The sequence below is a fragment of the Chloracidobacterium sp. genome, assembly GCA_025057975.1.
In the GTDB taxonomy this organism is placed as follows: Bacteria; Acidobacteriota; Blastocatellia; order Chloracidobacteriales; family Chloracidobacteriaceae; genus Chloracidobacterium.
In genome coordinates this window covers 65,367-84,761 of the sequence record JANWUV010000007.1, presented here as the reverse complement: position 1 = coordinate 84,761, position 19,395 = coordinate 65,367, and the positions used below count along the sequence as shown (strand labels likewise).

Annotated in this window: 12 protein-coding genes and 2 pseudogenes; 10 read left to right on the top strand and 4 right to left on the bottom strand. The window is 60.8% G+C overall.

Features of this window, described 5'->3' with window-relative positions; genetic code table 11:
* Positions 1-61: 61 nt before the first annotated feature.
* The 6 genes and pseudogenes from NZ585_07735 to NZ585_07710 all read left to right on the top strand — a co-directional run bounded on the left by NZ585_07735 (position 62) and on the right by NZ585_07710 (position 5,289).
* On the top strand, positions 62-724 hold the full coding sequence (locus NZ585_07735) for a carboxypeptidase-like regulatory domain-containing protein (protein MCS7079926.1): 663 nt from the start codon (positions 62-64) through the stop codon (positions 722-724).
* Complete coding sequence (locus NZ585_07730; protein ID MCS7079925.1) at positions 717-1,505, top strand: inositol monophosphatase; 789 nt, start codon at positions 717-719, stop codon at positions 1,503-1,505. Before NZ585_07735 ends, NZ585_07730 begins: the two co-directional genes overlap by 8 nt.
* Before the next feature lie 40 nt (positions 1,506-1,545).
* Positions 1,546-2,292, top strand: a complete 747-nt coding sequence (locus tag NZ585_07725) for an FHA domain-containing protein (GenBank protein MCS7079924.1) — start codon at positions 1,546-1,548, stop codon at positions 2,290-2,292.
* A 631-nt stretch (positions 2,293-2,923) separates the two neighbouring features.
* Positions 2,924-3,623 (top strand): annotated as a pseudogene (locus NZ585_07720) (ABC transporter ATP-binding protein).
* Between the two features lie 259 nt (positions 3,624-3,882).
* Positions 3,883-5,073, top strand: coding sequence for a DUF3526 domain-containing protein (locus NZ585_07715; protein ID MCS7079923.1), 1,191 nt, complete (start codon positions 3,883-3,885; stop codon positions 5,071-5,073).
* Between the two features lie 51 nt (positions 5,074-5,124).
* Complete coding sequence (locus tag NZ585_07710; GenBank protein MCS7079922.1) at positions 5,125-5,289, top strand: hypothetical protein; 165 nt, start codon at positions 5,125-5,127, stop codon at positions 5,287-5,289.
* 101 nt (positions 5,290-5,390) lie between these two features.
* On the opposite strand, the gene NZ585_07705 is transcribed toward NZ585_07710, so the two are convergent.
* Together NZ585_07705 and NZ585_07700 are read right to left on the bottom strand one after the other, a co-directional pair.
* Positions 5,391-6,254, bottom strand: coding sequence for a DNA adenine methylase (locus NZ585_07705; GenBank protein ID MCS7079921.1), 864 nt, complete (start codon positions 6,252-6,254; stop codon positions 5,391-5,393).
* Positions 6,247-7,395, bottom strand: coding sequence for a hypothetical protein (locus NZ585_07700; protein MCS7079920.1), 1,149 nt, complete (start codon positions 7,393-7,395; stop codon positions 6,247-6,249). The genes NZ585_07705 and NZ585_07700 overlap by 8 nt, the downstream gene beginning before the upstream one ends.
* A gap of 74 nt (positions 7,396-7,469) precedes the next feature.
* Here NZ585_07700 and NZ585_07695 point away from each other — a divergent pair.
* Together NZ585_07695 and NZ585_07690 are read left to right on the top strand one after the other, a co-directional pair.
* Positions 7,470-8,631: pseudogene (locus NZ585_07695) on the top strand (GTP-binding protein).
* A gap of 332 nt (positions 8,632-8,963) precedes the next feature.
* The gene (locus tag NZ585_07690) at positions 8,964-13,295 is read left to right on the top strand and encodes a S8 family serine peptidase (protein ID MCS7079919.1); all 4,332 of its coding nucleotides are present in this window, start codon (positions 8,964-8,966) and stop codon (positions 13,293-13,295) included.
* Between the two features lie 217 nt (positions 13,296-13,512).
* Here NZ585_07690 and aat read toward each other — a convergent pair whose 3' ends face one another.
* Complete coding sequence (gene aat / locus NZ585_07685; protein MCS7079918.1) at positions 13,513-14,220, bottom strand: leucyl/phenylalanyl-tRNA--protein transferase; 708 nt, start codon at positions 14,218-14,220, stop codon at positions 13,513-13,515.
* Between the two features lie 231 nt (positions 14,221-14,451).
* Complete coding sequence (locus tag NZ585_07680; GenBank protein MCS7079917.1) at positions 14,452-15,795, bottom strand: formylglycine-generating enzyme family protein; 1,344 nt, start codon at positions 15,793-15,795, stop codon at positions 14,452-14,454.
* A 272-nt stretch (positions 15,796-16,067) separates the two neighbouring features.
* On the opposite strand from NZ585_07680, the gene NZ585_07675 reads away from it, so the two are divergent.
* Both NZ585_07675 and NZ585_07670 read left to right on the top strand, forming a co-directional pair.
* Entirely contained in the window at positions 16,068-17,351 is a 1,284-nt protein-coding gene (locus NZ585_07675) for a HEAT repeat domain-containing protein (protein MCS7079916.1), read from the top strand.
* Between the two features lie 114 nt (positions 17,352-17,465).
* On the top strand, positions 17,466-19,010 hold the full coding sequence (locus tag NZ585_07670) for a CHAD domain-containing protein (GenBank protein ID MCS7079915.1): 1,545 nt from the start codon (positions 17,466-17,468) through the stop codon (positions 19,008-19,010).
* The last annotated feature ends 385 nt before the right edge of the window (positions 19,011-19,395 follow it).

Here is a 19,395-nt window from a genome sequence, read left to right as displayed (position 1 = left end):
CTACGTGTTCATCGTCGGTGATTCGCCAAGGGTGCTTTCAATGACTGCCGGATTGTTGAGAATGTCGTGCTTGTGTGTGGGACTAGGGATGTGGTCGGCGGGCGTCGTCTTAACTGGCGTCGGATGGGCGCAAGCGCCGACAGGAAGCCTGAGCGGGCGCGTCGTTGCGCGTGAAAGCAACCAACCGATTGCTGGCGCAAAAGTCACTGTCACGCGCTCGGTGACGAAGGACGCCTACACGGGTGAAACCGACGCTAAGGGCGAGTTTCGGCTTGGCGACCTGCCGCCCGGCAACTACGTTGTTGAGATTGACGCTGAGGGCCGCACAGGCATTCGTCTCAACGTGCTGCAAACCGTTGAAGCCGGCAAGACTACGGCGCTCAAGACGCCTTTCAAACTGGAAGTTGAGCGGACCTACTCGGTCATTCGTGGCGCGGTCTTCAACGAACGCGGACTGACAATGCCTGGCGTCACGGTGGTCGCCGAACGGGTTTCGTCCTCTGATCCCAGCCTCAAGCCCGGTAAGGTTGGGACGGCCGTTACCAACAGCGCTGGTGAGTTTGCCTTCCGTTTTCCCGGCGCGGACGCCGTGTATCGTCTTACGGCGCAGGCCAAAGGCTACCGAACGCAGACCAAGGCGTTGGACGTACAGAAACGGGAGGCGCGCAACATGGCGTTTCAGCTAGAACCCGAACCGCCTCGTAAGGATCGCGCCAATGAATGAGTTTTTGAGCTTCGCCGAACAGGTCGCGCGTGAGGCGGGCGCGATTTTGCGGGAACGGTTCGGCGCGCCGCTTGATGTCCGTCGCAAGGGGCGCATCGACTTAGTGACAGAAGTGGACGTACTGGCGGAAAACCTGATTCGTAGCCGCATCCAGCGGCGTTTTCCCGACCATGCCATCCTGGCTGAAGAAAGCGGCTTGGTGGAACGCGCCTCAGCCTTTCGTTGGATCATTGATCCGCTAGACGGAACGACCAACTACTCGCATGGCTACCCGTTTTTCAGTGTCGCCATTGCGCTGGAGCAGGCGGGCGAAACGGTTGTCGGCGTGGTGTATGATCCGTTGCGCGATGAACTGTTTGCGGCGGCGCGGGGGCAGGGAACGACCTGCAACGGCCATCCGGTGCGAGTCTCGGCCGTACCAACTCTGGAACAAGCCTTGCTCGTGACCGGATTTCCCTATAACGTCAGATCGTCGCCACGGAAGAATCTGGACCATTTCAGCGCGTTTCTGGAGATCGCACAAGCCATCCGGCGGGATGGGTCGGCGGCGCTGGATTTAGCGTATGTGGCGATGGGAAGGTTTGACGGGTTCTGGGAACTCAATCTCGCGCCATGGGACATGGCCGCCGGAAGCCTTTTGGTGACGGAGGCCGGCGGCCGGGTTACAGCCTTTGACGGGCAGCCGTTTAGTCCATACGTGGCCGAGATTGTCGCCAGCAATGGGCTGCTGCATGACGCCATGTGCGAGGTGCTCCGGGCGTCGGCGCGAACATCGGAATAGTCGCCCACCGAAACGATGTACGCGGGCAGGGAGGCGTTAGATGTCGGAACATTCCGAAGTGCCAACGATCAAAACCACCCGGCTGGACATAGAAGCTCTGTCCCGTGCCTCGTCGCCGAGCGAGCGGTTTGCTACGTTGCTGGTTCTAGAGGGGGGCGGCGTCAAAAGGACTCACATTCTTGACGCGCCGACGACCATCATCGGACGTGCGCCGACGGCGACCATTATGCTGGAAAACGATGTCGTCGCCTCGCGCGAGCATGCGCAAGTGACGTTGGACCTTGCGCCGGAGGCGTCGGAGCGGGCGCGTTATTTTCTCACCGACTTGGGCAGTACGAACGGCACATTCCTCAACGGCCGGCGGCTGCCGCCGCACGAGCGTTGTCTGCTGTCGGACGGGGACCGTTTCACCATCGGGTCACATACCTTCGTCTTTGTGCTGCCGCTGCGCAGCGGCTCGAAGTTTTTGACCGGCGATCTAAGTCGGATTTCGGTCTTTGATGTCATTCAGGTCATTGAAGCAAACCGGCTGACGGCGGCGTTTACGGTACGCGCCGCGCAAGGCCACGGGTGGCTTGGCTTCAACGACGGCCTCATTGTGACCTGCGAGGTGGGCGACCTACGCGGACTGGAAGCCTTCCGCAAGTTTGTCACCTTCACAGAGGGGTTTTTTGATGTGGAACGTTCGGCGACGCCCTTTCCGGTCACAATTGTAACGACAAGCAACGCCAGCCTGACGCTTGACACCCTCCGGGAGATTGATGAAGCCAACGCTGAGCTGAACTAGAGCAGTTTTTGGGCAAAGATTAGCCCCATCACGCTAGCGCGCGGATGGCGTCGTGACGCCTTCACACCCACAGCCTAGACTGTTTGTCTGTCACGCCGCACTAGGGCCGCTGACTGACAGGGTGACTCGCTACTTTGCTCGGAAAGCGCGCTGAGCGGCGTCCCGTCGCTTGGTTGTAGAACGCCGTCAGTGCGCAGCCCTTAGCTGGGCAAGACATTTGCGCGCCCAGAGCAATGGTGCGGCGGATGCAGCCGCGCGAAGGTTGGTGGGCAGCTGAAAATGTCGGCGGTACGGCGCGCGCAGCCGTTTCCAAGTCGTCCGAACGGCGAGCGTGCTCAACCAAGCGCCGCCCAAGCTTAACCCAATCACTTCCCACAATAGGCGCGAACTGTAGAGCAACAGGAAAACCAAAGCCGTGCAGCCCATGGTAAACCCAGCGGTTGACACGACTGCGCGTGACGTAACGTTGGGCAATCTCGCCGGTTTGCGCCTCCAGTAAACACGTCGCCTCCAGAATCCCAACAGGGGACTGCTATCGGGCGCGCGCCGGGCGGCTTGCGCGCCGTTACCTTGATTTGTTATTCAGATTATTCCTATTTGGTATTTGCCAAGGTATCGTTCCATGTCCGCTATGCTGGAAGCTATTGACTTGAACAAGGGTACGGCGCGCATCCGGCTCTGGACGACCTAAATCTCACGGTCGCCCCCAGCGAGATTTTTTGTCTGCTGGGAGCCAACGGCGCCGGCAAGACGACGACCATCAACCTGTTTCTGGGTTTCACAACGCCGACCAAAGGCGAGGCGCGCGTCAACGGTTATGTCGTCGCCGAGCACCCGCTCGAAACCAAGCAGTGATTCGCCTACATCCCGGAACAGGTGATGCTCTACAAGAACTTCACCGGCGTTGAAAACTTGGATTATTTCAGCGAACTGGCCGGCAAGCGGTACGCCAAGCGCGAGTTGCTTGATTGGTTGGCCAAGGCCGGCCTGCCGGCCGAAGCCGCTGAGCGGCGCGTCTCAACCTATTCCAAGGGCATGCGCCAGAAAGTCGGAATTGCCATTGCTATGGCCAATGAAGCCAAGGCGCTTCTGCTGGATGAGCCGACTTCCGGCCTCGACCCACAGGCGGCCAACGAGTTTTCCCAACTGTCACGCGCTTAGCCGAACAGGGCGTAGCCATCCTGATGGCGACCCACGATTTGTTTCGGGCCAAGGAAGTCGGTACGCGCATTGGGATTATGCGGCAGGGCAGGCTGTTAACGACGCTGACAAGCGCCGATCTGACGCACCGCGACCTTGAGACGATTTACCTTGAACATATGCGGAACTAAGGGGGCGACGCCCTCCGAGGGGAGCACGGAGTATAAGGACTTGGTCGATCGTTGCGCGGCGCGAGTTTCAGGGCATGCTCCGCGACCAACGCTTTCGTTGGCTATGCGGGGCGGTTGGCCTACTGGTGTTGGCGGCGACGGTTGTTGGTTGGCGGCAAGTCAGCGCCGTCCGACAACAACGCGCCGCCGCCAATGCGCTGGCTCGTGAGCACTGGGTGACGCAGCTGCCGAAGACCCGCACAGCGCGGCGCACTACGGGGTGTACGCCTTCAAGCCACAGACGGCGCTGGCCTTTGTGGACGCCGGCGTGGATGACTACGCGGGCGTCGTCGCCTACCTTGAAGCGCACCACCGCAACGACCTGACCGGAGCGGCGGCGCAGGACGGGCGCGCCCAACGGTTTCTGGCGCTGACGGCGGCGGGACTGCTCCAGTACGTCCTGCCGCTGCTCGTCATCGTTCTGGCGTTTGACGCCTTCGCCGGTGAGCGCGAAAGCGGAACGCTGCGGTTGGCCGTGAGTCTCGGCGCGCGTCCCGGCGCGCTGGTCGCCGGAAAACTCCTCGGCGTCGGCGGCGCTTTGGGGCTGGCGCTCCTCCCGGCGACGTTGGCGGGCGTTACGCTGCTGTGGACGCTCGACGGCGCGCGCTGGGAAGCAGGGCGCTTCGCGTTGATGGTCGGCGGCTATACGCTTTACGGGTTGATCTTTCTGGCGTTGACGCTGGCGGTTTCGGCGCGGTTGTCGTCCCGACTGACGCTGTTGAGTTTGCTGGCCTTCTGGGTTGTGAGCGGCTTTGTCGTTCCGCGCGCCGTGTCCGACTTGGCGGCGCGCTGGTTTCCAACGCCGTCGCGGGCGGCGTTTGACGAGGCCGTTGCGCGCGGTATGCGCGATGGGATTGACGGCTACGACCCGCAGGCGGAACGCCTCAAAGCGTTTGAGGCGCGCTTGCTGACGCAGTACAACGCAAAGCGTTTGGAAGACCTGCCGATCAACCCGACCGGTTTGTTGATGCAGGAAAGCGAGGAACACGGCAACCGCGTGTACGCCCACCATTACGCGGGTTTGTGGTCGGCGTTTGAGCGTCAGGACAGGTTGTACAACGCGGCGGCGGCGCTCTCGCCGACGCTGGCTATGCGCAGTCTCTCAATGGCGCTGGCCGGCACGGACGTTTTTCACCACATCGCCTTCGTGGAAGCGGCCGAGCAATACCGGCAGCCGTTCATCAAAAAGCTCAACGAGGATTTGGCGTATCAGTCAACGATGGCGACCGATGAAACCTACAAGGCCGACGCCCGGCTGTGGGCCGCCATTCCTCCATTTGCCTACAACCCGCCGCCGCTTGGACCGGCGCTCGGCCGGCAGTGGTTGGCCCTAGCGATGCTCGGCGTATGGTGCGGCGTCGCATCGGCGGCGCTCTACTGGGCGATGCGCCGCATGGTCGTTTTGAACTGAGCCAAGCTGATGTGGCGAGTGATTTTCCGTTGCGAATGGCGGCGTCTTTTTGTGGAAAAAACCGCGTGGCTGATTTTGGCGGCGCTGCCGATGCTCATCCTCTTCGGCGCGTTCAATGGCCTGCGGTGGACAACTTTTCAGCGTGCGGCTATTCATATCGTCTCCGCCATCTGCGCGACCATGCACAGCTTCTCGCTGGGCGTCATCTGGCGATAACGCTGGATGAGCCGTTGCTCTATCTCAGGGCGCGTGTCGTTGGGTATTTCGGAAGGATTGTACCTTGGCCGAGAAGGATTATGGGATATTGCTTGCCTGCCTTATGGAGCATACTCTCGCATCCGCCGCTCGAATACGAGGCAAAGCTGCGCGCTGCCTCGCGACTGAATAGGATAGTTGGCGATAAATAACTCTTCGCCCGCACGTGCGGTTAGTTGCTTGTAGTTGTTCATTCCATATTGCAGTGTCCAGCGTACCTGTGTGTACTCGGCGTACAAGTCGCGAATGAAGGGGCTATCGTCGTAAGTCAGCAACCAACGATGTGGAGTCTCGCGCAATACGCGCATCAGGCGGTGGTGATCAAAGCCTGTGTGTAGCTCCCCGCGCTTGCCATAAAGGCGCGAATCGGTTGCTGAGTAGTAGGGCGGGTCTAAAAAGAGAAATACCCCCGCCCCCTCTGCGCGTACTACAAGCTCAGAGTCTCCGTGCGTGATTTGTACCCCTTGCAGCAAAGGTTCCAGCCGCCGAACACGCTCAATCGCGGAACTGGTGAACCGCCCGCGAAACGCCTGTTCCGAGTAGCCTCCTGAGTCGACCGTGCCAGAGAAGGTCATCCGATTAAGCGCGAAGAAGCGGACGGCGCGTTCGAACTCGTCGCCCTGCCCATAGCGGTCAAGCAAGCGGTAGAAGAGTGCCTTCCCGTTTTGAGTTTCCGCTCGCAGTTGGTGAAGCGCGTCAGCGAGCTGATAAGCGCGTTCCTGCGCAACCTTCCAGAAGCAGTAGAGTTCGTAGTTCAGGTCGTTAATCCAGTAGCGGCGGTTCGGGAAGCGTTGGCGCACCGCAAGAAACACCGATCCGCCGCCCACCATCGGCTCGCGATATTCCTCAAAGTCGGGCACGATGGGCAGAATCTGCCCAATCGCCCGCGATTTGCCGCCAGGGAAGCGAAGGGGACTCTTAAGCATCGTTACCCTCCAGAACGCCTTCTATGCCCAGTCGTCGCAGCTCCTCGTTCAGCCAAGTCAGTTTCGAGCGTGCAGGCTGCTTCCGTCCTCTGCAAAACGCTTCCAACACTTCGGTCTCCGCAGGCAAACTTAGTTTGCCCCTGAACGCTCCTGTCAATCGCAGACGTGTGCGAAACAGCAAGGGCGTTTTCCCTAACTGCAGCTGCTGAAGTTGAGAGAACAACAGGAGTTTGAACAGACCGTCCTTGACATCGCTAAGCGACGGTAGGAAATGCTTTGTGCTGTTTTTGCTCTCCTGAATGACTATCTGATTTTCGCACTCGAAGATAACCTCGTCGGCGGTCAGGTAATATACGCCTCCTAGGTAGTTGCGTATCTCAAAAAATCCCTTTGCGCTTCCCGCCTGACTGCGTTCCAGTGCATGCTCTGTGATTGTCTCTCGCAGGGCTGCGCGTTCAGATGCAGAAAGGGAATGTTCAGCGTACTTGGCGAGATCTAACTTGTGTGGATTTTCCGTCGAGCGCACTGTGTCGAGAAACGAGCGCAGCCCTCTTTGTGAATGCAACTGCACTCCTAGTCTCTGAGCAATCGCGCTGTAGCTCTGAATAGCGCGTTCATATATGCAGAGGAACTTATCCACAAAATGGTCGCGGTTCCAGTGGTGCGCGTCCATTTTATAGCGCGCTATCTCCTCAATTTTTTGGTGAACATATGCGTTCTCCATGCGCTGGTGAGTGATGCGATAAGAATCCTTCTTACTGGCGTCGCTATACCAAGCGAGGACAACATACACCCCCATCAAGTTCATCCACGATAGCGTGATAAAATTCACCTGATCGAGATTTGTGTCATTCTCGCGTTCGCCTTTGCCTTCATCTTTGATAATCGGGATGACCGTGACAATCTTGCCGCTGTGCGAGTAAGTGTCGTAGACCTTCGCCAGCGGATAGGTGCGCGTGCGTTTCGGACCTGTCCACTTGGACAGGGCGATTTCGGCACCGTCAGGCAGGCGCACCTTGCAGGCGGGGCGGGCGTTATTGATATCGAATCCGCTCCAGTCATAAACGGGCAGTTCTGTAGGTTGTCCGCAAAAGCGGAGCGATTGAACGAGTCCTTGCAAGCGGATGACTGGGCGCGGCATGGATAAGGAGTATACCTGTTTGCACATGAGGTACAATCCCCCCGCCCTGCCACGCCCGACGCTGGTGATCATTGATGGACACAGCCCTCAACCACGTCCTGCGCAACCGCGAAGGGAAGCGCGTCGCCGTCATCGTCAACGACATGAGCGAGGTCAACATTGACGCACAACTGGTCGCCAACGGCGACGCGGCGCTCAATCGCGTTGAAGAAAAGTTGGTGGAAATGTCGAACGGGTGCATTTGCTGCACACCGCGCGAAGACCTGCTCATCGAGGTCGGACGGTTGGCGCGGGAAGGACGGTTTGATTACCTGCTCATTGAATCCACCGGCATTTCAGAGCCGCTGCCCGTCGCCGAAACCTTTACCTTTACCGATGAGACCGGGCGGAGCTTATCGGATGTGGCCCGACTGGACACGATGGTGACGGTCGTGGACGCGAAGCACTTTCTGCGCGATTACCGTGAGGCGCAAAGCCTCACGGAGCGTCGTCTTGAACTTGGCCCGGAAGACGACCGGACAATCGCGACTTGCTGACCGAACAAGTTGAGTTCGCCGATGTCATCCTCATCAACAAAGCCGACCTTGTTTCGGCGGAGGAACTCTCCGAACTGCGCGGCGTTCTACGGCGGCTCAACCCGGAGGCGCGTCTGGTGACATGCCAATTTGGACAAGCGCCGCTGACGGAAGTGTTGGGGACAGGGCGTTTTAGTTTTGAGCGCGCCAGTCAGGCCGCCGGATGGCTCAAGGAACTGCGCGGCGAGCATCCGCCGGAGACCGAAACCTACGGCATATCGAGCTTTGTTTATCGTCGCCGCCGTCCGTTTCATCCTGAACGATTGTGGGCGTTTTTCCATGGCGAGACGGGCGGCGACGAGTGGCAAGGCGTTTTACGATCAAAAGGTTTTTTCTGGTTGGCGACGCGCATGGACGCGGTCGGCATCTGGAGTCAGGCAGGCGCGCATGTCGCGTCGAACCCGGCGGGTACTGGTGGGCGACGCAACCGGAAGAAGCCTGGCCAGCGGATGAGGCGCTGCGGGCTGAGATTCGGTCGCTGTTTGACGGTCTGTGCGGCGACCGACGGCAGGAGCTTGTGTTTATCGGCGACCGGCGCATGCGGCGCGATGTCATCGAAGCGGCGCTCGACGCCTGTCTGTTGACGGAAGCCGAAGCGCGACGCGGGTTGAGGGCGTGGGCGACGCTGCCCGATCCTTTCAATAATTTGGGAGGCATCTGAAGTTGAGGCATAGGAATGCTCATTGTTTTGGGTAAGCTTTTTCTGTCAGCCGTTTGGTACACACTCTCTTGAAGACGGCCTATCAGTCGCCGACTCAAAGTGAGCGCCGGTTTTTTGGAGCGCACCCTGTGGCGGTGAGGCCGAAAAAACTGGTTGCACCGCCATGCAAACTTTGCAGGTCGAGTTCGTCGGAGGGCGACGTTTGCCTTGACGTGTGTCTTTGCACCTCGTCATACTCTGTGCATTTATTAACCAAACTTTGTCGTCTCAACCACGTACGCCCTACGTCTTTTGTGGTGCTCGACCGTTCTCTGTTATTTTGAAGCCTGCCCATGTCCCTTCACTTGGTTTTCCATTCCCGTACCGCGCGTCGTTTTGGTTTGGCGGCGCTGCCCTGCCTGTTGTTTGCCTTGATCTGGCTTAGTTTTCCGGCGCGGCAGCGCGCCGCCGCCTCTGGAGCGCACACGATGACCGAGTTGACTCCGCCGACCGATTTCACGATTTCGCTGCGCGGCTTTTGCTTTGACCCCACGACGAGTGACCCGGCGCGCGAATGCGCCCGGCGCGGCGGCTACCTAACCGAACACACTGGCGACGGCTACTACCTTGTCCAGTTCACAGGGCGGACGCGGGACGCTTGGCTGACGCAGTTGCAGGCGTTGGGCGTCGAGCCGGTGCAGTACGTACCGCATCAGGCGTACTTGGTCTATGTCCCGGCCACGGCGCGTGAGACGACGACCGGGCTGGCGTTTGTGCGGTGGATGGGGCCGTACCACCCCATCTACAAGCTCAGCCCGGACTTGCAGTGGGTGTTTACGGGGAAGGCAAGGAAGCCGGCAGGGGATGGGACGTACCTTGTGGCGACCTTCAAGCGCGAAGGGCTGGAAGCGGCGGCCCGACAAGTGGCGACGGTCGGGAAGGTGCTGACGGCGGAGGCGATGCCGTCCGGGGCTGCGTTTGACGTGTTGCGCGTCCAACTGACGCCAGAGGGGGTGGCGGCGGCGGCGCAGTTGCAAGCGGTGCTGGCGATTGAGCCGTACGTGCGACCGACGCCGGAAGACGAGCGCAACGCGCACGTCACGGCCGGGAACTACACCGGGACGGGGATCGAGAACTTGGCGGGACCGGGGTACAACCCGCAGGCGCAGTTTGGAAGCAATGGAAATGGGGTGACGGTCGGCGTAGTGGACGACGGGGTAGAGATTCCAGGGCCGCAGGGATTTTACATCACGGCGGCAAACGCAGTGGCGGGGCCGCCGCGCGGGGCGGACGGGGCGAGTTCGTTTCGTGGCGGACACGGGCATCTGTGCGCGAGCATCATTGCGGGGACGACGCCGTTTCCGAATCTTTTGGACCCACGCAACTACAACTACGGGCTTGGAGTGGCGCCGGGGGCGCACTTGGTGAGCGTGCCGCTGATTACGGGCGGGGCGTATCAGGGCGGAGACGCGACGGCGGTCAACGACACAATCACGACGCTGCCGCCGAACGGGGCGCGGGCGACGATTTCCAACAACAGTTGGGGCGCGGGGGTTGGGACGGACTACGGGACACGGGAAGCGCAGTACGACGCCTTCACGCAGGACGCTTCACAAGGTGAGACGATTGACCCGCTGCTGTTTGTGTTTTCGGCGGGGAACAGCGGGCCGAACGAGGGGACACTGACACGGCCGAAGGCGGCGAAAAACATCATCACGGTGGGGTCGTCGGTGGGCCTACGGCCGGAGTTGCCGGCGTTTTCAGATATTCCGAACACGAACATTGATTTTTTGTCGAGATTTTCGAGTCGCGGGCCGGCGGCGGATGGACGGGTGAAGCCGGATGTGTGCGCGCCGGGACAGCGGATTACAGGGCCGCGGACGACCTCGGGGCAGGTTGGGACGCAGCTTGGGGATGGGGTTCACGTTCACGGGAGCGGGACATCGTTTGCAGCGCCACACGTCGCAGGCGCGGCGGCAGTGTTCACGGGATGGTGGCGGGCGAACAACGGAGGACAGACGCCCGCGCCGGCGCTGGTGAAGGCGGCGCTCATCAATGGGGCGGTGGATATGAACGCCGAGCATCCGGGCGCACCGAGCAGCAGTACGACGGTGCCGATTCCGAACACGGGCGAAGGGTGGGGGCGTGTGAATCTGCGGCGCACAATACCAGGCGGGCTGCCGACGGTGTACGTCAATGAAAACATTGCGCTACTGGATGTAGGGCAGACCTATGTGTTTACGGGGCAGGTGGTCAACGGGGGTCAGCCGGTGCGGGTGACGCTGGCGTACAGCGACGCACCGGGAGCGCCGGGGGCAAGTCCAGCGCTAGTCAACGACCTTGATCTGGTGGTGACGGTGGGCGGGCAGACATATCGTGGGAATGTGTTGGCGGATGGAGTGTCGGTAACCGGCGGGAGCGCGGACAACCGGAACAACGTGGAGAACGTGTTTTTGCCGCCGCAGCCAGCTGGGACGCCGGTGGTGGTGCGGGTGGTGGCGACGGCGCTGAACGGGAACGGGATTTTGGGGAATGCGGATGGTACGGACCAGCATTTTGGGTTGGTAGTGTCGAACGCGGTGGCGGTAACGCCGACAGCGCCGTTGCTGGGGGTGCTGGGTGTGACAGCGACAGAGCAAGGGGGAAACGGGAATGGTGTGATTGAGCCGTGCGAGGGTGGGACGCTGACGGTACAGCTTCGCAACGACGGCACGCTGGCGACGGGGTTGTCGGCGACGCTGACAGCGGTGACGCCTGGGGTGGTGGTGACAAGTGGGACAGGGACGTTCCCCGACGTAGGGACGGGACAGGTGGTGACGGGGCCGACGCCAGCGTTTCGGTTTACGCTGGGCGCAGGCGTGCCGTGCGGGCAGGTTGTTGAGTTTCAGTTGACAGTCAACTATGCGGGCGGGGGCGGGCCGCTGGTAACGACGCTGCGCGTGCCGACGGGTTTTGTGGGGGGGAACTACACGTTCACGTCGTCGAGTGGTGGGACGATTCCGGCTGGAGGGCAGTTGGTGGTGGGGAGTCAGCAGGATGACGCGCTGGTGACGCTGACGGCGCCGTTTGGGTTTTCGGTGTACGAGACGAACGTCGCCGGCGGGGCGACATTGACGGCGGACACAAACGGGATTTTGCGGTTGGTGGGTGGAGGGGAGAGTTTGTTCACCAATCAGCCGCTGCCGGTGGCTGGGACGGGGAGCGCGCCGGCGTTGTTTGTGTTCTGGGATGATATTGACCTGACGGCGCAGCAGGGCGGCGGGCCGCGGGGGATTTTCACACAGGTGACAGGAACCGCACCGAACCGGCAGTGGATCGTGGAGTGGCGCGGGGTGCGGTTTGGGACGAGTGAGGAGATTCACGTAGCGGTGGTGTTGCAGGAGGGGTCAAACCGCTTTGAGTATCGGTATGCGCAGACGGGTCCTGGGAATGGGAACAGCGCGACAGTAGGGGTGCAGGCGGCAGGGAGCGGGAATCGGTTTACGCAGTTTTCGTTCAATCAGGGGGTGATTACAGCTGGGCTGCGGTTGGAGGCACAGTTGCCGAGTTGTGCACCGTGTGCGCCGTGCGAGTACACGGTGACGCCGACGGTGGTGAACCTACCGGGTGACGTTGTGCCGAGCGCGACACTCACCATCACAACGAGTCCGAACTGCACGTGGGAAGCGACGGTGCGCAACACTGACGCGCCGTGGATCAAGCTGATTTCAGCCCAGTTGGCCAGCGGGCAGGTCGTTACGCCCCGCATGGTCGGTCAACTCGGCGATGTCAATCGCCGCTTGGCCATTTCCGCGGCGGGCAGCGCGACGCTCACCTTTGCCGTTGGGCGCAACCCGCGCGCCACACCCCGAACAGGCACGTTCTTCGTCGCCGGACAGGTCGTGACCGTCACGCAAGCTGGGTCGGTCGGACCGGGCGCGCCCATCGGCTCAACGATGGCGATGTTTCGGCCGTCGAACGGGTATATGTACTTGAAGAACCGGCTGATTTCGGATTTCGCCGACCAAGATTTCTTCTATGGTTTGGCGGGCGATGTGCCGTTGGCTGGGGACTGGGATGGGGACGGGATTGACACGCCGGGGATTTACCGGAATGTCAACGGAGCGATGACGTTTTTCCTCATCAACAACAACACGGGCGGTTTTGCGGATGTGTCGTTTGCGTTTGGGGGTGTAGGGGACATTCCGCTGGCTGGGGACTGGGACGGGAACGGGACGGTGACGGTGGGGGTGTACCGACCGAGCGTGCAGACGTTTTTCCTGCGGAATGCGTTGGCGGCGGGGAATCCGGACTTGGCGGTGGTGATTGCAGGGGCGCAGGGGGGTGACGTGCCGGTCGCGGGGCGGTGGACGGCCGGGAGCGGTGTGACGGGGGTGGGGCTGTATCGGCCGAGTACGGGGCAGTTTTTGCTGAAGAACGCCAACACGAGCGGGGCGCCGGACGTGACCTTCACGCTGACGACGACCGGAACGTTCGTGGCGGCGGTGGCTGGGGACTGGACGCGGCAGGGATTTGCGACGGTGGGGGTGGTGGTGAACCTTGGGGGGACGATCCAGTTTCAGTTGCGGACGTCGAACACGAGCGGGCCGCCGGAGATTCGAGTGAACTACGGCGTGCCGGGGGACGTGCCGCTGATTGGGAACTGGGACGGACAGCCCAAACCACCGCCCGTCTCCGTACCGTAAGCAAGACTGGGCGCGTGGGCTGCGCCGCTTTTAGAGAGTAAAAAGCCGTAGCCGGCTAGGGGTATGCTTTCGTGTCAACTCGCGTACGCCCCAGTCATCCGTCTGAACGCCTCTCCGCCATCCCGGACGTGGATGGTGACGGCTCGCTCGCTGCACAAGCCAGTGGCTCAGCGGGGTGTTGCCTGCCGTTGACGCTTGTCCCATGACACATGACGGCTCAGGGTCTTTGTGCCGTCGAGGTGGGATGGAGCAGACGGCGTCGCGCCGGAGGCGGCAATGGAATGGGCGGCTCGGCGATTGCCTGCTTGAGTCGCCGCATAAACTCGGCGCGCGGAATTTCCTTCGCCCCAAACATCGCCATGTGCGGCGTCATCACTTCAATGTCAAACCAGGTCATCCCGTGCCGACGGAAGTACTCTACGGTTTGAATGATGACAAACTTTGAGGCGTGGGACTCGCGGTAAAACATGCTCTCTCCAGCGAACGCGCGTCCGATCATAACGCCGTACATCCCGCCGACCAGCTCGCCAGCAGGATTGCGCGCCTCAAAACTGTGCGCGTAACCGGCGTAATGCAACTTCGTGTAGGCCGCCTCAATCTCCGGCGTAATCCAAGTCCCTTGCTGATGCTTGCGGACGCTCATGCGGCAGCCGCGAATGACCCCAGGGAAGTCAGTGTTGATATGGAAGGTGAAGTTGGCTTTTTTGAGGTAACGCGCCAGCCGGGACGGAATGTGAAAATCCGCAAAGTCGAGAATGGCCCGTTCAGCCGGAGCAAACCACAGCATCGGATAACCTTCGTGCGGCCACGGAAAGATGCCGTTGCTGTACGCCAGCAGCAGCGATGACACGTGCAAGTCGCCGCCGACTGCCAAAAGACCATGCTCGTCGGCTTCTTCGACCGGTGGAAACTCCAGAATGGGCATGGTGAGCCGTCGGTTTGGACAGAAAATGGTGCAAAGCCCTGTCTTTAGTGCCGCCACCTTGCGGCAGTTCGCAGTTTACGAAGGCTGTTCAAAAAAGATGCGCGTCATGCCAATTCTGGTCAAGCCTAACGCACCCAAGCCATCTAAAATCCCTTAGGCGCACGGCCCTCCACTGGTGGAAAACACACCAGGAGATGCAGGGCGTCCACCGCTGCGGTCTGCCAGCCACGTTTACTCGTCATCATCATCCGTCAGCTTCAGGTCCTCAGCAAGAATCGCCACACGCAGACCCGTCCCACCAACACAAGTCGGGCAGTTGCCGAGTCGTTCCGGTTCGGCGCGGCCGCGCATCGCCGACCGGCATAACTCGGCCTTGTATGTCGCGGCGCCCCCACGTCGGACGCGATACACCGGATTGAGTACGTCGTAAGCGCTGCCGTCCGTCGGCGTATGGTCGTAGTCCTCAACGAAGGCGTCCTGACACCACTCCCAGACGTTGCCGTGCATGTCAAAAAGGCCGAACGCATTCGCAATGCCTAGCGACCCCACCGGCAATGGATGGCCAACGGTTGCTGACGGCTTGCCCTTGCTATAGGGAATTTCACCGTTGATGTTGGCGACGCGCGTGGTTAGGGTGTCGCCGAATGCGAACGGTTTAGACGACCCGGCGCGACAGGCATACTCCCATTCCGCTTCTGTTGGCAGCCGGAAATGTTTGCCAGTGATTTTTTCAAGTCGCCGGCAAAACTCAACCGCCTGCGACCACGTGATGTTCTCAACCGGCAACGTGTCGGTGTTCTGCAGTGCCATGCGCGGGGAGCGTCGCGGTCGTGGCGTGTCCGACGGCGAAGGATCAAGCGGTAGGTCGTCTTTGACTTTGGGCAGCGACGCGACAAACGCCCATTGCCGGCGGGTGACTTCATAACGGCCAAGATAGAACTCCGGGACAGTAACCTCATGCAGTTTCTCGTTCGGCAACCGGCCGACCTCATGCTCTGGCGACCCCATTTGAAACTCGCCGCCCGGAATCCGCACCAACTCCAAGATGACCCCCTTTTCCCGGTCAAGTTCAATCGCTACTAGCTCAGACTTCAAAATGCGTGGGTTAACAATGTGACCTTCTGGGGTCAGGTCTACGGTTTGGAACTCATCAAAGGCCAACTCACGCATGATGAGTGGGGCGTCACCGCCGCCTTTGTTGCGGCTGCGCAGCCGTTCCAGTTCGGCGTTTTCGGCCAACCGCTCGGCAATTCGCCCGTACTTACTGTCCGGCCCATACTTGCTCAGAAAGGCTTTGAAAGCTTCCGGGTCGCTGCTATGGCGAATGGCGTTCCAGGCGCGGTCTTCCTCCGTGAGACGAACAACCGCCTTTGCCCGCTTCGGTGTAACGCGCACAACGCGCGTCGGCTGCGACGTACCAACGCGCGTACTCAGTTCCTGTGACCGGACTGTACGTTCAGCCGGCTGCCAGAGGCTCATTCCAATGACGAGAATAATCACCAGCGTCGGCCATCTCCACCGTCGGCGCAGGAAGGCCGGCGTCGAGTCCTGAAGCAACCGTTTTGCCCATGACATGGCTTGGCTTTGCTAAGGAAATTAGGTTGTCTGGTGGTCGGCGTTGTCACCGCCAATCAGTTATAGATTGTATCTTTCAGCAATCTGCTTTTGGTTTGTTTTTCAGCCTTGGCGGGACGTGCGCTCAAACCGAACTAAACACAGAGCGACCTTTCGGAAGGCGCTTTATCCGCGCCCGGCTACTGTCAATACCGAGGAATTTGTCGTAGATTAGAGGCGTCATCACTTCGCAAGCGCACGGCCGCTGCATCGTTTCTGAGGAAAAGCGTATCATGAAGGGCCTCCCTGTCCTCTGGGCTTTGTTTGCTTCATTCTGCACCGCCGCCGTGATTGTGTTGACCGTGCGTTGGCTATACCGCCGCGCTGCCCGGCCGCGCCGGCGTCCCCTCCGAGAGTTGTTGCGGAATCTTGAACACAAGCGACCGACCCGCCGAGTGCGCGCCGCCAGCGAGCTGGCGGAGTGCTCAGGCTCGGAGGCAAAGGAAGCCGTGGATGCTTTGCTCAAGCGGTTGTCCGATCCCGAACCGGAAGTGCGTGCTGTGGTAGTGGACTCACTAGGGAAACTCGATGACCCACGTGCGAGCGAACCGCTACGGGAGCGCCTGCATGACGACTCGGCGGAAGTGCGCGGCCTAACGGTCTCGGCGCTGGTCAGCCTCAAGGACTTCGCGGCCCTGCCGGAGATCATCCGCCTCCTCGACGATGAGGACTGGACGATTCGCGCTTGGACGGCTTCGGAGATGGTGCGGCTCGGTCGGGAGGAAGCCCTAGAAACTCTGCTGGCGGCACGTAATCGGGAAGTCTGGCGGGCGCACCTGCGGCTGTGTGACGCGGCGTCACGTGTAGTGGACGAGCGCGCGGTTTCGCCCTTGTTGGTTGATATGCGGAAGGCCAAAGAACCGGGCGTCCGCGTCGAGGCTATGCTGGCGCTGGCCAGCTTCGGCTACATCCCTGACGAAGAAGCCCGCTTGGTCGAGAATCTAGTGGCTTCGACCGAGGAGGAACATCCCAACCTGCGTTTTCACGCTGTCGCCATGCTCGGTACGATGGAGATGCGGCGCATTGAGCCATACCAGCAAGCGCAGCGTGTTCTTGAGCGTCTGGCTGTCCGTGACGACAACGCGCTGGTGCGCGCCGCCGCCAGACATAGCCTGAAAAACTTCACCATCGCGCGCGAACGGACGATCCGAGCCCTGCCGCCGCCGCCGGCGGCAAAGGCGGTCGCGCCGGTGCGCGTCGAGATGCAGGACCTCGCCACGCTCACAGCGAACCTCAAAAACACGGAACTCCCCATGCGCTGGCGCTACGTGCATGCGTTGGCGGCGACGCGCCATCCAAAAGCGGTCATCCCACTGGCTGAAGCGACTCACGACAAAGAGTGGCGCGTTCGTGCGGCGGCTGCTCGCGGCCTTGGGTTGCTTGTGGGCGTCAGTGAAATGGACGTGCGTCCAACGTTGGAGCGCGCCGCGATTGAGGATGAACATTTCAGCGTCCGTGAGACGGCCGAACTGGCGCTGGCGCGGATTACGCCGACTTCGACTTCAAACCTGCGCTGACCTTGAGGTAGTGAATCCTACCGCGTCCTCTGAAGCTCAGAAGCTGTGTGACGGCCTAGGGAGCGCGTGCGCCACGCTCCGCCCTACCCAAGACGATCAAGGGAGTGATTTGCTATGGGAAAATCTGCGGCGGGTTCGTCGCCGATCGCGGAGGTCGCTACTCAGGTTTCTCCGGTTGAAATTGAGATAAGGCTGGCCCTTGCGCCTGACCAAGTACGCCGGTTGAGACGGCATCCTGTTGTGCGTCAGGCGCCGCGAACCCGCGCCCGACTGCGCACCATTTACTTCGACACCCCTGAAGCAGCGTTGTTCAAGCGAGGGCTGTCTCTACGCTTGCGGCGCGTTGGACGGCGGTGGGTGCAAACCGTAAAAGGGTGGCAGGGTGCCGGCGGCGTTCTCTCGCGGCGATTTGAGTGGGAGACCCCGATATCGCGTCAAGGCCCTGCGCTCGACGCCTTGCCGCCGGACATCCGAGCCTGTCTCCCGCCGGAAGTCGTCTCGGAGCTACGTCCTTGTTTTGAGACGGACGTCTGGCGTGAGACTTGGCAGGTTGTCCGGGATGAGACCCAGATTGAAGTTGCGCTAGATCGAGGCGAAGTGCGTGGGAATGCGCAAGTTGCGCCGCTTACTGAGATTGAGTTGGAACTAAAGACCGGCGAGGCGATTGGCCTTTTTGAGTTGGCGGAACAGTTGGCGACAGCGTTCCCGGTGTCTCTTGAACCGCGCAGTAAAGCGCAGCGCGGCTATCAGTTGACTGGAGCCGTTACGCCAACGCCCGTCAAGGCCGTGCCACCAACGCTGGATTTCGACGGCCCGGCGGTGCTGGCGTTCCAGCAAATCGTGCGCAGCTGCATGCGGCAGTTTGAGGCGAATCTGTCGGGTTTTCTGAACACTCCCGATCCCGACCCAGAATATGTACACCAGATGCGCGTCGCTCTACGCCGGATGCGGGCGGCGTTTGGTCTGTTGCGCTTTATGGAGTGCAGCCGGCCAGACTGGCTGGGAGAACTCAAATGGCTGATGGGCGAGCTGGCGGCGGCGCGTGACTGGGACGTATTTGTGACAGAAACGCTGACGCGCGTTCGGACGCGCCTTGAACAGCCAGAGCGACTGGATGAGTTGCTGGACGTAGCGGCGGCGCTGCGCCGGGCAGCGAACCTCCGGGCGCGTGCGGCGGTTGGTTCGTCGCGTCTGGTGCGGCTATGGCTCAAGTTGGAGCGCGAACTGGCGACCCAACCGCCCGTGGTGATGACGGCGACGGCATGGTTGCAGGCGGCCTTGCACCGTCGCCATCGCCAACTGTTGCGCCGGGGAGAGCGCCTTAACAGTCTTAGCCCAGCCGAGCGGCATGCGCTGCGCATCGCCGCCAAGAAACTGCGCTATGGGGCGGAGTTTTTTGCCGGGCGGCATCCGAAGTCGGCGCGACGTTTCATTCGATGTCTGGCTGATTTGCAGGACGTGCTGGGTGTGTTAAACGACGCCGCTGTGACAATGCGCTGCCTAGACGCCATCAAACAAAACGGCGGCCCTGCCGTCTGGGAAGCCGCTGGATTTGTCGCCGGATTCTTAGCCTGTGAGCAGGCCCGGCGGCTGGAAGAACTTGAACGGCTATGGCGAGACTTCCGCCGGGCGCAGCCGTACTGGGTTGGGAAAGATTAGGGCACAAGGTGAAGCGAGCTGAGGGGAGCTCTTTCTGGCCGGGAGTGCGTCCAGTGGCATGGCAATATGCGCTTGTCCAAAGACGACCCTAGTTCACTTGAGCGCCCTGTTGGCTATGCAGCGCCTCCGATGCGCAAGACGCCCCATTCAGACGCGCACAATGTGTCCAGCAGCGCTTTTCAACAACCTCAAGCCTGTCAACCACTGCCAAACACTACTTTTTTTCAAAGGTGCGCTTGCTAGCCAATCCTGACAACAGTCGCCAGCTGATTGACCGAAATTTATCTGCTCACGTAGCTTCCTAAGCCAGTATACTCAGCCCGTGGTTACAAGCTGGCTTGCCTCAGTCTCAGGTGAACTACTGAAACGAGGTGACAAAGTTTGT

Bases quoted from the DNA above. Each gene is read 5' to 3' on its own strand.
- NZ585_07670 (MCS7079915.1), top strand. From the start codon at position 17,466: ATGGGAAAATCTGCGGCGGGTTCGTCGCCGATCGCGGAGGTCGCTACT.
- NZ585_07675 (MCS7079916.1), top strand. From the start codon at position 16,068: ATGAAGGGCCTCCCTGTCCTCTGGGCTTTGTTTGCTTCATTCTGCACC.
- NZ585_07680 (MCS7079917.1), bottom strand. From the start codon at position 15,795: ATGTCATGGGCAAAACGGTTGCTTCAGGACTCGACGCCGGCCTTCCTG.
- NZ585_07690 (MCS7079919.1), top strand. From the start codon at position 8,964: ATGTCCCTTCACTTGGTTTTCCATTCCCGTACCGCGCGTCGTTTTGGT.
- NZ585_07730 (MCS7079925.1), top strand. From the start codon at position 717: ATGAATGAGTTTTTGAGCTTCGCCGAACAGGTCGCGCGTGAGGCGGGC.
- NZ585_07735 (MCS7079926.1), top strand. From the start codon at position 62: ATGTCGTGCTTGTGTGTGGGACTAGGGATGTGGTCGGCGGGCGTCGTC.
- NZ585_07705 (MCS7079921.1), bottom strand. From the start codon at position 6,254: ATGCTTAAGAGTCCCCTTCGCTTCCCTGGCGGCAAATCGCGGGCGATT.
- aat (MCS7079918.1), bottom strand. From the start codon at position 14,220: ATGCCCATTCTGGAGTTTCCACCGGTCGAAGAAGCCGACGAGCATGGT.
- NZ585_07700 (MCS7079920.1), bottom strand. From the start codon at position 7,395: ATGCCGCGCCCAGTCATCCGCTTGCAAGGACTCGTTCAATCGCTCCGC.
- NZ585_07725 (MCS7079924.1), top strand. From the start codon at position 1,546: ATGTCGGAACATTCCGAAGTGCCAACGATCAAAACCACCCGGCTGGAC.